Annotated in this window: 20 protein-coding genes; 6 read left to right on the top strand and 14 right to left on the bottom strand. The window is 58.7% G+C overall.

The window, feature by feature from the left end; translation table 11 throughout:
* Positions 1–112: 112 nt before the first annotated feature.
* Positions 113–454 carry a small metal-binding protein SmbP gene (smbP, locus tag WOC76_RS06850; protein ID WP_341108080.1) on the bottom strand — a complete coding sequence of 114 codons (342 nt, stop codon included), beginning with the start codon at positions 452–454 and terminating at the stop codon, positions 113–115.
* Positions 455–527: 73 nt separating this feature from the next.
* Positions 528–929, bottom strand: a complete 402-nt coding sequence (locus WOC76_RS06855; RefSeq protein WP_341108078.1) for a DUF3775 domain-containing protein — start codon at positions 927–929, stop codon at positions 528–530.
* Between the two features lie 123 nt (positions 930–1052).
* Between WOC76_RS06855 and ald the strand changes: the two genes are divergently transcribed.
* From ald to WOC76_RS06870, 3 genes are all read left to right on the top strand, one after another.
* Positions 1053–2156 carry an alanine dehydrogenase gene (gene ald, locus WOC76_RS06860; RefSeq protein WP_341108077.1) on the top strand — a complete coding sequence of 368 codons (1104 nt, stop codon included), beginning with the start codon at positions 1053–1055 and terminating at the stop codon, positions 2154–2156.
* A gap of 181 nt (positions 2157–2337) precedes the next feature.
* Positions 2338–3051, top strand: coding sequence for a response regulator transcription factor (locus WOC76_RS06865; protein WP_341108076.1), 714 nt, complete (start codon positions 2338–2340; stop codon positions 3049–3051).
* A 559-nt stretch (positions 3052–3610) separates the two neighbouring features.
* A complete protein-coding gene (locus WOC76_RS06870) occupies positions 3611–3994 on the top strand; it encodes a hypothetical protein (protein ID WP_341108075.1) in 384 nt (127 codons plus the stop codon).
* Here the strand turns inward: WOC76_RS06870 and WOC76_RS06875 are convergent.
* Positions 3975–4409 (bottom strand): hypothetical protein, encoded by a 435-nt coding sequence (locus WOC76_RS06875; RefSeq protein WP_341108074.1) that lies wholly within the window; start codon positions 4407–4409, stop codon positions 3975–3977. The genes WOC76_RS06870 and WOC76_RS06875 overlap by 20 nt on opposite strands.
* A gap of 175 nt (positions 4410–4584) precedes the next feature.
* Between WOC76_RS06875 and WOC76_RS06880 the strand changes: the two genes are divergently transcribed.
* Complete coding sequence (locus WOC76_RS06880; RefSeq protein WP_341108073.1) at positions 4585–4854, top strand: hypothetical protein; 270 nt, start codon at positions 4585–4587, stop codon at positions 4852–4854.
* Positions 4855–4891: 37 nt separating this feature from the next.
* Here the strand turns inward: WOC76_RS06880 and WOC76_RS06885 are convergent, their stop codons facing one another.
* The 11 genes from WOC76_RS06885 to WOC76_RS06935 form a co-directional block, all read right to left on the bottom strand.
* Positions 4892–5350, bottom strand: a complete 459-nt coding sequence (locus tag WOC76_RS06885; protein ID WP_341108072.1) for a flagellar basal body-associated protein FliL — start codon at positions 5348–5350, stop codon at positions 4892–4894.
* Entirely contained in the window at positions 5347–5733 is a 387-nt protein-coding gene (locus WOC76_RS06890) for a hypothetical protein (RefSeq protein ID WP_341108071.1), read from the bottom strand. Before WOC76_RS06890 ends, WOC76_RS06885 begins: the two co-directional genes overlap by 4 nt.
* A gap of 11 nt (positions 5734–5744) precedes the next feature.
* Positions 5745–6188, bottom strand: coding sequence for a rod-binding protein (locus WOC76_RS06895; RefSeq protein ID WP_341108070.1), 444 nt, complete (start codon positions 6186–6188; stop codon positions 5745–5747).
* A 74-nt stretch (positions 6189–6262) separates the two neighbouring features.
* Positions 6263–6568 (bottom strand): hypothetical protein, encoded by a 306-nt coding sequence (locus tag WOC76_RS06900; RefSeq protein ID WP_341108069.1) that lies wholly within the window; start codon positions 6566–6568, stop codon positions 6263–6265.
* Positions 6569–6570: 2 nt separating this feature from the next.
* A complete protein-coding gene (locus WOC76_RS06905) occupies positions 6571–7320 on the bottom strand; it encodes a flagellar biosynthetic protein FliR (protein WP_341108067.1) in 750 nt (249 codons plus the stop codon).
* The gene (gene flhA / locus WOC76_RS06910; RefSeq protein WP_341108066.1) at positions 7320–9413 is read right to left on the bottom strand and encodes a flagellar biosynthesis protein FlhA; all 2094 of its coding nucleotides are present in this window, start codon (positions 9411–9413) and stop codon (positions 7320–7322) included. The genes WOC76_RS06905 and flhA overlap by 1 nt, the downstream gene beginning before the upstream one ends.
* Before the next feature lie 24 nt (positions 9414–9437).
* Positions 9438–9704, bottom strand: a complete 267-nt coding sequence (locus WOC76_RS06915) for a flagellar biosynthetic protein FliQ (RefSeq protein WP_341108065.1) — start codon at positions 9702–9704, stop codon at positions 9438–9440.
* 3 nt (positions 9705–9707) lie between these two features.
* On the bottom strand, positions 9708–10109 hold the full coding sequence (gene flgD, locus WOC76_RS06920) for a flagellar hook assembly protein FlgD (RefSeq protein ID WP_341108064.1): 402 nt from the start codon (positions 10107–10109) through the stop codon (positions 9708–9710).
* Positions 10110–10120: 11 nt separating this feature from the next.
* Entirely contained in the window at positions 10121–10531 is a 411-nt protein-coding gene (flbT, locus tag WOC76_RS06925) for a flagellar biosynthesis repressor FlbT (RefSeq protein WP_341108063.1), read from the bottom strand.
* A 1-nt stretch (position 10532) separates the two neighbouring features.
* Positions 10533–10880 (bottom strand): flagellar biosynthesis regulator FlaF, encoded by a 348-nt coding sequence (gene flaF / locus WOC76_RS06930; protein WP_341108062.1) that lies wholly within the window; start codon positions 10878–10880, stop codon positions 10533–10535.
* Positions 10881–10891: 11 nt separating this feature from the next.
* Complete coding sequence (locus WOC76_RS06935) at positions 10892–11848, bottom strand: flagellar hook-associated family protein (RefSeq protein WP_341108061.1); 957 nt, start codon at positions 11846–11848, stop codon at positions 10892–10894.
* A 132-nt stretch (positions 11849–11980) separates the two neighbouring features.
* On the opposite strand from WOC76_RS06935, the gene WOC76_RS06940 reads away from it, so the two are divergent.
* Both WOC76_RS06940 and WOC76_RS06945 read left to right on the top strand, forming a co-directional pair.
* Positions 11981–12535 carry a tyrosine-type recombinase/integrase gene (locus WOC76_RS06940; RefSeq protein WP_341108059.1) on the top strand — a complete coding sequence of 185 codons (555 nt, stop codon included), beginning with the start codon at positions 11981–11983 and terminating at the stop codon, positions 12533–12535.
* Positions 12536–12652: 117 nt separating this feature from the next.
* Positions 12653–13231, top strand: coding sequence for a site-specific integrase (locus WOC76_RS06945; RefSeq protein ID WP_341108058.1), 579 nt, complete (start codon positions 12653–12655; stop codon positions 13229–13231).
* Positions 13232–13283: the final 52 nt, after the last annotated feature.

A 13283-nucleotide genomic window follows, 5' to 3' on the forward strand; every position in this document is an offset into this window, starting at 1 on the left:
TGCCGTCCCCTTTTGCTTGGGCTTCACATAAGCAATTGCGTGGGCGCTGTCATGCGGGCAAAAAAAGAGCGGCGCTGCGGCCGCTCTTTCGGTGCGTTACGTGCTGTGCCAGTTACTTGCCGGCCGCTTCCAGATGCGTGAGCGCCTCTTCAGCGTGCTTCGTCGCGACATCGGCATGCTTCATCTTGCCGTGCTCGATCGCCTGATCGAGGTGGGTAATCCCCTCCTTGACATGCGGGTTCGCCTTCTCCTTCTCGGCGGCCTTGGCATGTTTCAAAGCCTCTTCGGCATGTGTGACGAGCACGTCCGCGTGACCCATTTTGCCATGCTCGATCGCCTGTTTCGTATGGGTGATCGCTTCGCCGAGATGGTCCTCGGCGGCGACCGCGAGGCGCGGCGCGAGGAACAGGCCGAGGCCAAGCGAAAGGGCGAGAGCGAAAACGCGACGGTTCATAGATAGTCTCCTCGAAATAGCGGTCCGCCGCTCCTTATATGGCGCGCCTGAACGCTGATTCCAGCCCTGTGGCCTATTGCCTGTCGGCGGCGAAAAGGGCGCAGCTTTCGCCGAATTCGTTGAGGCCGCCTTCGAGGTAGGAGGCGAGAAGCGGCACGCCCAGCAGATAGGCGGAGGTCAAGCCCTGTCGACGCGCCCGCGCCTCGCGCATCGCGTCGTCCCACTCGTCGGCGGAAAAGTCTCCCCGACCGATCCAGACGAGCGAAACGAGCTCCGCCTGCTCCTCTTCGTCCATATTGTCGATGAAGGAGGCGATTTCGGTGCGAACGGTGTCATAGGCTTCTTCGGTGAGAACGCTGACAAAGCGATCGTCCGTCGCATTGGAGGCGTCCGCGTCCATTCCCTCGTCCTCGCTTTCGAGCTCGCGGGCCTTCACAACGATGAAGCAGACCTTTTCCGTGTTGATCGTCGGCATGCTCGTTTCTCCCCAATACGGCCTTCGGCTTCGCCGTGGCTCTTGTCGGGCGCTACCCCTGTTTTCATATAAACACCGCGGACAAGTTGCGAAGGGTTCGCAGTGTTCGAGCGGGAGCGGCAAATGCGTGTCGGCACGCCAAAGGAAATCAAAAACAACGAATACCGCGTCGGACTGACGCCCTCTTCGGCCGCCGAATTGTCGCTGGCCGGGCACGAGACCCTGGTGGAAAGGGGCGCCGGGGAAGGCGCGGGAATTTCCGACGAGGACTATGTCGCGGCCGGCGCGTCGATCATCGAGAGCGCGGCCGAGCTTTTTGAAAGGGCGGAGCTGATCGTGAAGGTAAAGGAGCCGCAGCCGCAGGAAGTAAGAATGCTGCGACCCGGTCAGGCGCTTTTTACTTATCTTCATCTTGCCGCGGACGCCGCTTTGACTCGCGCGCTCATGGAAAGCCGCGCCCATTGCATCGCCTATGAGACGGTGACATCGCCAAACGGCGGTCTGCCGCTGCTGGCGCCCATGTCGGAGATCGCCGGTCGCCTGGCGCCGCAAATGGGCGCGCGCTTCCTCGAGCGGCAGGAAGGCGGCAGGGGCGTTTTGCTGTCCGGCGCCCCCGGCGTGCCCCCCGCCGATGTTCTCATTCTCGGGGCGGGTAGCGTCGGCGCGCAGGCGGCGGCGATCGCCATGGGAATGGGAGCAAATGTACTCGTTGCGGATCGCAATACCGACGCGCTGCGCCGCCTTTCCGCGACGCTCGGTCCGGCGGTGCGGACGATCTACTCGACAAGAATCTCCATTGCCGAATCCATCCGCCGCGCGGATGTCGTGATTTGTGCGGCGCTGACGCCTGGCGCTCGCGCGCCCATTCTCATCACCAGAGAGATGCTGAGAACAATGAAGCGCGGCTCGGTGATCGTCGACGTCGCCATTGATCAGGGCGGCTCATGCGAGACCTCGCGGCCGACGAGTCATTCCGAGCCGGTTTACGTCGTCGATGGCGTTCTCCACTATTGTGTGACGAACATGCCCGGCGTCGTGCCGCGCACATCGACTTTCGCACTCAATAACGCAACGTTGCCCTTTGTTCTGGCGCTCGCCAACAAAGGCTGGCGGAAGGCGTTGGAAGACGATCCGCATTTGCGCGCAGGTCTCGAGATCAGTGACGGGGTCGTCGTCTCGGCGCCGGTCGCGGCCGCGCATGGGCTCCCCTTCAACGCCTTCCTGTGACGTTAAACAAGGTTAATAAAGTGTTAAAGGTTGACATTTGACTGTCTTGAAAGAGAAACAACTATAAATCATTGGCGCGTTTACTATTACTATTAAGTTGACCCAAGCTATTCGGCGAATTTAACTGAGTCATCGGCCGATTCGAAGCGGCGCCGCAGTTTTACCCATCAGGAGGCAAAGCATGTTCATCATCGTCGACGAGCGGGACCTCGTAACGAGTGGATACGCCAGTCGATTTGGTCAGGAGGGCATCGCCTCGACCGGGTTCCGCCCCGGCCAGTTCCGCGATTGGGTCGCCTCCGCCGTGGAGGGCGACGTTCAGGCGATCGAGGCCTTCCTGATCGGCGAATGTCCCGAGCGTGAAGAGATCCCGCGTCTCATTCGCCGCCGCTCGCAGGCGCCCGTCATCGCGATGAATGACGCGCCGTCGCTGGAACAGACGCTCGGCCTCTTCAGTGCGGGCGTGGACGATGTCGTCCGCAAGCCGGTCCATGTGCGTGAAATACTCGCCCGTGTAAACGCTATTCGCCGCCGCGCCGAGGCGCGCCAGGACTGCGCGACCGTTGGCGGCATTCAGGTGTTCTTCAACGGCAGCGATCCCATCGTGAACGGTGAGGTTCTGTCGCTCCCGCGCCGTGAGAGGCGCATTCTGGAGTATCTCCTCGTCAACCGCGGCCGCAGACTTACAAAGTCCCAGATCTTCAATGCCGTTTATGGTCTCTTCGACGATGACGTGGAGGAAAATGTCATCGAGAGCCACATCAGCAAACTGCGCAAGAAATTACGTGCTCGACTCGGCTATGATCCGATCGACTCGCAGCGTTTCCTCGGTTATCTGCTCGTCGCGCCCCCGGCGACCGGGCCGCAGCGGGATGAATTGCGCGCCGCCGGCTGAGAGCCATCGGCGGTTTGGCTGAATGAGTTGATGGACAGCCCACCGGTCGCGGCGCCTATTACCGCCGAGCTTACACCAGTCGGAGTCTGCTTGGTTTACGCAAGCAGACGGGACCGCCCCGCCTGATCGTTGACATAGAGCCTAATCCCTCCGTGCTTCGATCCCTGAAAATACGGGATCCTCGGCGTGAGGGGCACGCTCACTGGCGTCAGAGCGCCAGATGGCCTGCTCCAGTTGAGGTCGAGCCGGTCTTGCCTTATCATCCGAAAGTCACCCGTACGTCCAGCTTCGCAGAACTAGGAAAGTCTATTGCTGTTGAAGATCTTGATCAGGGTAGGGCGTTGATTGCGGGCCAAAGTTTTTTAGGCATAATCACGATTGTTCTTGGATTTGGAGGTTCTTTCTAAACTCCCGTCCTGTGAAATTGGTTTCGCGTTCCAATCATGCGCATATGGGTGGCTCGCGATCTCGTCGAAGTGTTATACCGTCTGCGCAGCCGATAACCCCATCTTAAAGCCGCGGCGTCATCCTTCGCCTGTCGTTCGAGGCGAGGCAGACCATGGTTGCGTTCGCAAAAGTTCTCGCCGAGCTGGGAAACCATCAGGAAGAGACTGGCGCGTCGCCAGAGCCATCGCGCATGAGGTTGATCGAACCTTTTCTCCCCCGGCAATCCAATATCTCGGCGGCTCCGCAAGCCCATGCCGTCTATCAACGCCTCCAGGAAGAGTTGGCGCCACGCATTGAAGACGAGTTTCCAAAATTATTGATGGAAGCGCGTGATTCGGCGCCGCATCTTAGGGCGTTGAGACGGCGCTTCGCATGGCGTCTGCACCCGGACCGGGAAAAGATAGGCGCCGCTGTAGAGCCCATCTCCTTTTCGGAAGTGAATGCCGCGATCGACGCGGCTCTGGCCAACTGTTCCTTTAACGGCCCGCGCGAATAACGCCGCCTTCCGTTACAAGCGACCATTTATCCCCGTGCCGCTCCAACGCAACGACCGCACCGAGACCTGCGATCCGGCTGCCTCGGGAGACCCGCATGATCCGGCCTTGCGGCAGTCGCACCAGCGCGGAGTCGCTCGACCCCTCGAGCATTTGATAGCCGGCCGGCGCCAAGCTGGTTTCGCTTTTTCCAATCGAACCGACAGGCATGCCGTCGACGACGGTCATGAGCTTGTCGCGCTGACGAGAAGCCAGCTGCGTAGCAGGCTTCGAATAAATCGCGAGATGTTCAATTCCGCTGATTCGCGATCCGCCGTCGTTGCCGGACATCATGTAGCCGGCAAATACGATGCTGCCGGTTGCGAGTGAGAGGCCAACGAGTTTCAGTCCGAATTCCGAGAGATCGAATTGCGGCAACCAGTGCGCAGGCATGGCTCTTCCCGAAGAATGACTAACATGCCGAGCCTAAATTGATCTTTTTGCCTGAAACTGAACTCCCTCGTGACCAAGGTAAATAAGAAATTAAAAAGCGCAAGTCTCATGAAAGCTTGATCCGTTACCGTAGTCCTGTCCCAAAAAGAGAGGCTGCCTCATGAACCCCTTGACACAACTTGATCAGCTTCGCCGCCAGATGGCCGAAGAGCTGACACAGATTCCCCAATATCGCGCCTTGAAAGCGACGGAGCGCTTTATTGCAGATCTGTCATCTATCTACGAAGGACCTTCTGATACGCTCGCGATCAAGACCGACGAGCCAAACCGAAAAATCGCGCAGGCAATCGAAAATCATCTCAAGGGCGAATCGAGCCCGGCCTCGATCGTCAAGAACGGAAGCTATCTGCCGGTCCACCGAGTAGCCTGAAATGCCGTGCGCGCGGTCGAAGAGCCGCGCGCCCCCGTCATTGCTGCAGATCGTCACGGGGGACGAAGGCAAAACTCTTGACGAGCGTTTCCTTTATGACGTCGCGTCCGAGTCGCTTGTTGACATTGGTCGTTATACGGCTCGTCAAAACGGCGAGATCGGTCTTTTGTATTTGGGTAAAATCGATCTTGCTCTCCGCGTATATCAGGCGGAAGGCCTCGTCCATGAAATAGCCCTCCGGATCGAGGCCGGCTTCGTGTCCTCCATGAGCGTCGGTCTTTGGCGAGAGCATGCTGAACTCTGCTGCTATGTAACCTTTTAGTACGCCCTCAGAAATGATCGGCACCGTGATAGGCTTGACCTTATGCGTTTCGAGTTTCTCCTCATGCGGCGGCGTAGGCGCATTGTTGGCGCGCAGTCGCCAGGTAGCTCCGCCATAGGCGCCGCCGAGGGTGACGGCGCAGGCCCAGAGGCCAACTATTATCGTTTGCTTCATTTCAGCCTCGCCCACTGTGATCGAATTGAATACGTGCCGTCGGAGCCGCTCTCACGGATATGACGCACAATGAGATCGGTGATCTCCTGCGTCGCCTGCAAACGTCGTTCCAGGAGTTGAGCATTCTCCGTCAGGAGACTTTGCAGATCTCGCATGCGGTCCGTGGTGAGACTCTCAGCACGAGGCGCCGCCATTCGTGAAACCTGCATGAATTCGAGCAGAGCATGCAACTTGCGGCGGTTGAGGGCTTCAAAGTCGACACCCTTGCCCTCCTTCAGGACTCCGGTCTCAGCCTCGATGATTTCCTTGAGTCTGCCGATGCAGCGAAAAAACGCATCTCCGGAGAGGCCCTCGTTCTCGTCATCTGTTGGCTGGAGCTTCATGTCAATGCCTGTTATGCGCGCTTCGCCGAGACTGCGCTGTTTGGGTGTTCGAGGAGTTTTTGCAGGCCCATGACGTCAGCTCGTGCGAGCTGGGAGCTGATCTGATCCGCCATCATCGATCTCCAGATGTCGGCGCCTGCTTGCGCACCATAAACGCCGTCTCCTCTTGGCATCACATTTTCGAGCCAGCTTTGCAGAAGAAAAGCCTCGAATTTCTGTGTCGGGCTCAGAGTGTCTGACCGGGCGACATTTGGAACGCCGCTGTCGATTATCGTCGTTGGCGGTGTAGCCGAAGGGGGTGGGGGAGCGCGGGTGGCGACAACGAATGAATTACCGGTCCCCTGCGCCTTTTCTCCGCCGATTTCCTCGAGCCGTTTCATTGCGAGCCTGGACTTGCCCGGGTCAGCGGCGCGCGCCACATCGGAAACTATATCTGTTGCGGGAAAAATGGACATGCATTCCCTCCACGGCTCAGCGATATTAATACTCACGAGTTACGCTGCGCTGACGTCGACGCCCACTCTTTCATCTAGGAGAGGCGCTCCGCCGCCTTCTGCAATTTCCGGGTCAGCTTCACCCGCCGCCCATGATCGCGCGCGCTCTCCTGTGCCTCGAGCAGCGCCTTCTCAGCCTCGAAACGCTTTGCCGCGAGGTCGTCGATGTAAGCGAGAACGAGTGACGGTTCGCCCTGGGCCAGGGCCTCAAAAGCGGCTGCTTCTGCGGCGCGAAGCGCAAGCAGTTCCCCCTCCGCCGACGAAAGGCGCATTTTCTGCAAGCGCCAAAGCTTTTCGCCAATAGCCGCCGCCCGCTCGAGGCGTTTCTCGCGGTTTTTCATCTTCAGCCCTTTATCACCCAAGCGCCATAATAGGAGACAAAAGCCGAGAAGAAGTCCCAGCCAAAGACGAAAAAAGTCGAAACGCCCGCAAAAATTACAATTGGCCCTGAAACAAAGTAAATTTGCAGCTGAGGAGTCAGGCGGGCAAGGAGGCCAAGGGCAATATTCATGACGAGGGCAAAAAGCAGGAACGGACTTGATATCCGCAAAGCGAGCAAATGCGCCTGTGTCAGGATGCGGGCGACTTCGTCGAGAAAGGCGCCGGCGCTCGGTTCCGTGAACAAGGGCGTGGTGTCATACGAAAGAAAAATCGCGCGAACGAGTTCGAGATGCAAATCCGCGCAAAAGACGAGCATCAGGGCGCCAAGGGCGACGAATGATGATAGGCTCGGCGCTGGCTCCTGCTCTGTTATCACAGTCCCGAATATATTGCCGAGGCCAAACGACATCGAGACCGCTGTAGCGAGCGTTTCCAATGCGAAAAAGTAGTAACGCGCCAATAATCCGAGCGTCACGCCGACCCCGAGTTCGGCGAGGATCGTGATGAAAATCTGTTGTGGAGGCAGCGCAGCAAAAGCGGATTGCTGGCGTTCCATGAGCGGCGGCGCGATGGCGAGCGTTATCGCGCCTGCAATATAAAGGCGAAGCTGCACGGGAATGCGCTCGCTCGAAAAGCCCGGGGCTGTCATCAGACAGCCCCCGACCCGGCAGAAGAGGATGAAGAAAGGAAAAATAGGGTTGTCGAGAGGCATCAGGAAATCGACCCCACGGATTTAACGTGAACGCCGCCGCCGACTTCCATATGCGACAACACCGCCTGTGAAGGAAATGGCCGGCTGAGCAACAAGCGAACGTAGGGCCTCGCCTCGGGGGTCGTGAGAATGATGAAGGATTCGCCTCTCTCCATCCGCTCGCGGATCGCCGCCGACGCTTCAAGGGAGAATTTCTCTATATGCGCCGGATCGGCATCGAACCCGACGATTTCGACTTTCGCGTCGCGCTTCATTCGTTCATGAAAAAACAGATCCCATCGCGATCCGAGGCGCAGCACGTTCAGAACGCCTTCAACCGAGAGATCGCTGCATATTTGTGAGCCGAGGCGCACGCGAACATGCTCGACGATCGCTTCCGCGCGTCTTGCGAAGGGAGCCGCTTCTGCGACTGCTTCGAGTATGAGTTCGAGATTGCGAATTGAGACGCGCTCGGCGAGTAGGAGTTTGAAGACGCCCTGTAGAGTCGATTGTGTGATGAGACTCGGCGATATATCGTCAATGAGCTTGCGATAATCGGGCTCCAGGCGATCAATCAGAATTCGCATGTCTTTATAAGTCAGCAACTGGGCCAGATTGCTGCGCAGGGTTTCGGAAAGATGCGTGAGCAAGGCGGAGACTGGGTCGATCGGCGTGAAACCGAGCCGCCTCGCTTCTTCCGTCATCGCGTCCGGAATCCAGATAGCGCGCATGCCGAAGGCGGGGTCGGTGGTTTCTTCCCCGGCGAGGTCGGGGAGGGGTCCGTCGCCCAAAATGACAAGCTGTCGCTTGAGCTGCAACTCGCTTGTGGCAACGAGCGCACCCTGTATTCTGATTTGATAGCGTTTCGGCCCGACATCGAGATCATCCGCCAGTTTGATGTCGGGAAAGACAAAGCCGTAGTCGCGAGCAAAATTGCGGCGCATGCGCAAAACACGCTGTCCGAGTTCGCCCTGATGGGGCAGGAGCCCCGCCCAAAGCTGTTTGCCGAGCAGAAGTTCGACCGGCTGGATGCGCAACAGTTCCCGCGCGGAGTCCCTGGACTCCTGTTTGGCCTGGCGTTCAACGGCGCGTTCGGTTTCATCCTGGAGCAGGCGCGCCTTTTCGGCCTGCTTCGGGATGACATAGGCGACGAAGGCCATGACGCCGCCAAGAGCGCCGAAGGGAGCAAGCGGAAGGCCGGGGATGAGCGCAAGGATGAACATCAACAAGGCCGCGACGAAGAGCGCCCGTGGATACATGCCGAGCTGGCGGAGGATGTTTTGCTCGGCTGATCCTCTCGTGCCGCCTTTCGAGACCAGAAGACCGGCAGAGAGGGATACGATCAGCGCTGGAATTTGTGAAACGAGTCCGTCGCCGACCGAGAGCTTTGTGTAGACATCAGCCGCCGAGGCCAAGGTCATGCCGTGACGGGTGACGCCGATGATGATTCCGCCGAATATATTGACCGCGAGGATGATAAGGCCCGCGATGGCGTCGCCGCGAACGAATTTCGAGGCGCCATCCATTGATCCGAAGAAAGCGCTTTCTTCCTCGAGTTCGCGTCTGCGAGCTTGCGCTTCACGCTCATCGATAAGGCCGGCGGAAAGATCAGCGTCGATCGCCATCTGTTTGCCGGGGATGGCGTCGAGCGTGAAGCGGGCGCCAACCTCCGCAATGCGGGTGGCGCCTTTGGTGATCACGAGGAAATTTACCGTTACGATGATCGAGAAAACGGTGAGGCCGATGACGAAGTCGCCGCTCATCACCAGTTTGGAGAATCCACTGATGATATAGCCCGCGGCAGTGGATCCCTCGGATCCATGCGACAGTATCAGCCTCGTGGTCGCGATATTGAGTGAAAGGCGCAATATCGTCGCCACCAGAAGAACCGTTGGGAAAGACGAGAAATCGAGTGGCTTCTGAATCCAGAGCGCCACCATAAGGATGAGAACAGAGAGGCCGATCGAGAAAGCAAGGCCGGCGTCGAGCAAAAACGCGGGAATTGGAAGGAAGAAGATGCACAGGATGAAGATGATCGACAGGGCGAAGCCGATGTCTTTCGAGCTCCCCTCCACTCCGAGTTTCGGCCTGCTGGCGGCGATGAGATCCGACATGTTATGCGCTCCATCGCGCGAGGCTCAGTAGCCTTTTTCGATCTTCGAATAGGCGAACTGTGCGAGCATATTGATTTGCGACCCGATGAGTGGGGCCGCTAGTCCAAGAACGGCGATCATCGCTACGATCTTGGGGACGAAGGTGAGAGTCATTTCCTGCACCTGCGTCAGAGCTTGAAGAAGCGCGACAGCGATCCCGACAGCCATGGCGGCCCCCACGAGAGGGCCGGAGACCATCAGTATCGTCGTTATCGTGCGGTGGATGATCTCGAGAGCATCTGCTTCGTTCATCGTCTAGGCGATCGAAACGCCTAGGCCAAGCTGCAGCTGGCCGCCGTCAGTGAGCTTGACGATCAAGCCGGTTTCCGAGAGCGTCACAGAAGCAACCTTGCCTGTCACCGAGCCATCGGCAGCGGTGACTGTGCGCCCGATAAGGGCGGCTCCCTGAGAGAACGAACCCTGCTGGTTCAACGCAGCGAGGAGGTCGTTGGTTCGGACCGCCTGCTCCAGCGAGGAAAACGTCGCAAGTTGAGTGACGGTCTGCGTCGGATCGACCGGCTTGGTGGGATCCTGGTTCTTGAGCTCAGTCACGAGTAACTGAAGATAGGTATTGTAATCGCCGGACGCTTTGGTAGCGGCCTTGTTGAGCGTAGAGCCTGTCGCGGCCGTTGCAGATTGGACGGGGGAGATGGTCATTGATCGCTCCTTCAGGCAACCTCGCGTGCCGCGTCGGTTTCGACCAGCGCAAGAAGTTCTGCTTCGAGTGGGAAGAGGGACCGTACGACTTTCAAAGCGTCGAACATCCTCTTGTCTTCGATATTGCGCACAGCGGCGCGCAAGCCCTCCATGATGCGCGGGTCGAGCGGTTCGCTGCTGAGCGACACGAACATTTCACGGCAAAGTTGAAGCGGAGCTTCGCAATCGTTGGGCGACATCAGCATAGCCTGGATGATGAAGTAGAGGCGTTTGAGGGGCGTGTTGGCGCTGTCTGCCTGCATCACATGATTTTCAAGGAGGAACGTCACGTCATTGAGGAGCTCCAGGCAGACCTTTCGATCGACTTTGAGAACTGCGCCATTGATGAAGATTCGTTCGCCGCGGCGGAGAGAAATGTTCATGTCAGGCCAGCCCGTCGGCGATCAGCTTGTTGATGTCGATGAGACCGTCGAAATTCGCCGACTGGCCACGATCTATCAGGTCGCTTTCCTTTCGTACCCATATTCCGATCGAGATGAGGGAGGCGCGAAGCTCCTCTGGGAGCCCGTTTTCCTCATTGGAGAGATCCGCGATGAAGATCGACCAAAGTCGGCGCACGAAGTCGGTCGCCTCGAAAGCTTCGGGCGTGAGCGGTCCCCGGGACTTCGCAATGGCGAGTTTGGAGACGGCTCTCTCAAGCGCATCTTTTTCACGAGCCCTGCAAATATTCGAGGAGTCGCTTGCGATTTCTGCGTAGCGTTGATGATACATCCGGCGCGATCTCACAGATATTTGGTCAGGCTGAGCTGGCTGATCCTGGCGGTGAGGGTGTAGGCGGTTTCAATGCGCGTCATTAATTCATTGACTCTCGCGCCGGCTTCCGTGGGGTCGATCGATTCGAGCTCACTCAATTGAGTGTCCAAACCATCTTTCTGGATAGACATGACGTCGCTTGCGTTTTTCACCGAGTTCTGCATGACGCCGACGCGGGCCTGGATGTTTGTCAGCATGCCGACGCCGATGTCCAGCGTGTCCATCGCCGCCTTCAAAAGAACAGCGTAGGAGTCCCTATTCAATCGCTCGGCGCCGAGATCGGTCAACATGGCGTATGCAGATGCAATCTTCGGTAGGGCTGGCTCATTCGCGCTCACTGAGGCGTCCATGGTCACCGAGAGGCTGACCTGGGCGCGCAGCACGCTGTCCGAAGCGCTCGACCAGTCGCTCTTCCAGCCTGCATCTGAAAAGAGCTGTGCAAAGGCGCCTGTAAGAAATCCCTGCATCTGAGTCGGCGAGATCGATGAGACCGCGGAATTGGACTGCGTGAAGCCGAAAGCCGTCTCATATGCCGCGTCCAGGGCAAGTTTGTTCGGTTGGCTGGGCTTGGCGAAATAATCGGCGATCGGCTCCTGCATGATGCTAATTCCACCAAAGAGAAATCCATCTGCATTCGAGCTGTTGAGTTTGGCCATCAATGTCGCGAGGGCTTGGTCGGCTTGCTTGATGATCGCTGTCGGCTCACCGCCGTCGGTTTGCGCCGACATCAAAGTCGCGCGCATGTTTTGCGCGTCGGCGCGCAGGGCGGAAAGTGCGACCTGGGTCGTGTCGAGGCGTGTTGCGACGACCTGGTTGGAGGCGAGTGTCGCATCAATCGTGTCGCGAAGGCCTGCGACCGAGAAACACTGGCTGGCGCGCACGCCCAACGCCGTGCCGAGATCGGCGATAGAGACATCCTTCGGCATTTGAGGGCATCCGCGACAGCCTCACAAAACCTTGCAAATCATAGATGGAAGCGATAGCGCCTCTCCTTCTTCGTCCTTGCTCATTCTCCCCAATGCGCCTAAAAACTGTGGGGGAAACTGTGGGGGATTTGCGTGGCCAAGCAGCTCAAAGAGAAGCTCAGCGACCGCAAGGTTAGGACCGCCGGGCCGGGCCGACACGGGGACGGTAAGGGGCTTTGGCTCAACGTCTCGCCCACCGGCTCGCGCACCTGGGAATTTCGCTTCCAGATCGCCAACCGCAGCCGCACGATGTTTCTGGGGAACCTCGATAGCGTGTCCCTTGCTCAGGCGCGAGACATTGCAGAAGACGCGCGCCGCCTAGTGAAGCGCAAGATCGACCCCATTGAGCAGCGCAAGGCAGAGCAGGCCGCACAGATCGCGGTCAATGCCAGAGAGAAAGGTGCGCCGACGTTTGGAGAAGCGGCCGTAGAATTCATCCAGCGCCGCCGAGATGGCTGGAGTCAAGGCAGCCTTAGAGAATGGGTCCGGACCATCCGCGACTATTGCCAGCCCATAGCCGACAAGCCGACAAACAAGATCGACGCGGCCGATATCTACGCAATCCTAGACCCGCTGTGGCATTCGAAGAACGAGACCGCAATCCGGCTGCGTCATCGCATCGAGAAAATCCTGAGCGCGGCGCGATAAAGCGACAGCCGCAATCATTTCTTTGACGCCAATTGGGTCAATCCTGCCCGCTGGCGCGACCATCTCGCGAACCATTACGGCCCGCCTCCAAAAGGCGAGCAGAAACGCCACCCGGCCATGCCCTATGAGGAAATATCGGCCTTTATCCAGCGGCTACGCGAGCGGGATTCAGTCCTTTCGCTCTGTCAGGAATTCTTGATCCTGACATGCGTGCGCACGGAGGAGGGCAGGGGGGCCAGGTGGGAGGAATTCGACATCGCCGGCCGGCTGTGGACGATCCCTGCCGCCCGCATGAAGGATAAAAGCAGATCGCACCGCGTCCCGCTCTGTGATCGGGCCTTGGCGATCCTGGAGGAGATGCGCGCCCGCAGCGACGGCAGACCGTTCGTCTTCGCCGGCGTCGCGCCAGGAATGCCCGTGGGCGCATCGAGCCTGCGTTGGCAGCTCAGGTATATGGCCGTCACCAACGCCTCGCCCCATGGCTTCCGGAGCAGCTTCAAGGTGTGGGCCACCGAGGTTGCCCGCATCCAGGATGACGTGTCCGAAGCTTGCCTGGCCCACCAGGTCGGAACCGCCGTTCAACGAGCCTACCAGCGATCGGACATGCTCGACCGCCGGCGAGAGGCCCTCGACGCCTGGGCCGCATATCTCGACCGGACGCCAGGAGAGAACGTCATCCCCATGCGCAGGGCGTAGCAAGCACACACACCATCACAGGACACACAACAAACAACGCAGCAACAGCCCT

Source organism: Methylocystis sp. IM3, from assembly GCF_038070105.1.
In the GTDB taxonomy this organism is placed as follows: domain Bacteria; phylum Pseudomonadota; class Alphaproteobacteria; order Rhizobiales; family Beijerinckiaceae; genus Methylocystis.

Excerpts from the sequence above, each read along its gene's own strand:
- smbP (WP_341108080.1), bottom strand. The coding sequence starts at position 454 with ATGAACCGTCGCGTTTTCGCTCTCGCCCTTTCGCTTGGCCTCGGCCTG.
- WOC76_RS06945 (WP_341108058.1), top strand. The coding sequence starts at position 12,653 with ATGCCCTATGAGGAAATATCGGCCTTTATCCAGCGGCTACGCGAGCGG.
- WOC76_RS06870 (WP_341108075.1), top strand. The coding sequence starts at position 3,611 with ATGGTTGCGTTCGCAAAAGTTCTCGCCGAGCTGGGAAACCATCAGGAA.
- WOC76_RS06855 (WP_341108078.1), bottom strand. The coding sequence starts at position 929 with ATGCCGACGATCAACACGGAAAAGGTCTGCTTCATCGTTGTGAAGGCC.
- WOC76_RS06880 (WP_341108073.1), top strand. The coding sequence starts at position 4,585 with ATGAACCCCTTGACACAACTTGATCAGCTTCGCCGCCAGATGGCCGAA.
- flgD (WP_341108064.1), bottom strand. The coding sequence starts at position 10,109 with ATGACCATCTCCCCCGTCCAATCTGCAACGGCCGCGACAGGCTCTACG.
- flhA (WP_341108066.1), bottom strand. The coding sequence starts at position 9,413 with ATGTCGGATCTCATCGCCGCCAGCAGGCCGAAACTCGGAGTGGAGGGG.
- WOC76_RS06915 (WP_341108065.1), bottom strand. The coding sequence starts at position 9,704 with ATGAACGAAGCAGATGCTCTCGAGATCATCCACCGCACGATAACGACG.
- WOC76_RS06935 (WP_341108061.1), bottom strand. The coding sequence starts at position 11,848 with ATGCCGAAGGATGTCTCTATCGCCGATCTCGGCACGGCGTTGGGCGTG.
- WOC76_RS06905 (WP_341108067.1), bottom strand. The coding sequence starts at position 7,320 with ATGCCTCTCGACAACCCTATTTTTCCTTTCTTCATCCTCTTCTGCCGG.
- WOC76_RS06890 (WP_341108071.1), bottom strand. The coding sequence starts at position 5,733 with ATGAAGCTCCAGCCAACAGATGACGAGAACGAGGGCCTCTCCGGAGAT.
- flbT (WP_341108063.1), bottom strand. The coding sequence starts at position 10,531 with ATGAACATTTCTCTCCGCCGCGGCGAACGAATCTTCATCAATGGCGCA.
- WOC76_RS06900 (WP_341108069.1), bottom strand. The coding sequence starts at position 6,568 with ATGAAAAACCGCGAGAAACGCCTCGAGCGGGCGGCGGCTATTGGCGAA.
- WOC76_RS06895 (WP_341108070.1), bottom strand. The coding sequence starts at position 6,188 with ATGTCCATTTTTCCCGCAACAGATATAGTTTCCGATGTGGCGCGCGCC.
- flaF (WP_341108062.1), bottom strand. The coding sequence starts at position 10,880 with ATGTATCATCAACGCTACGCAGAAATCGCAAGCGACTCCTCGAATATT.
- ald (WP_341108077.1), top strand. The coding sequence starts at position 1,053 with ATGCGTGTCGGCACGCCAAAGGAAATCAAAAACAACGAATACCGCGTC.
- WOC76_RS06865 (WP_341108076.1), top strand. The coding sequence starts at position 2,338 with ATGTTCATCATCGTCGACGAGCGGGACCTCGTAACGAGTGGATACGCC.
- WOC76_RS06885 (WP_341108072.1), bottom strand. The coding sequence starts at position 5,350 with ATGAAGCAAACGATAATAGTTGGCCTCTGGGCCTGCGCCGTCACCCTC.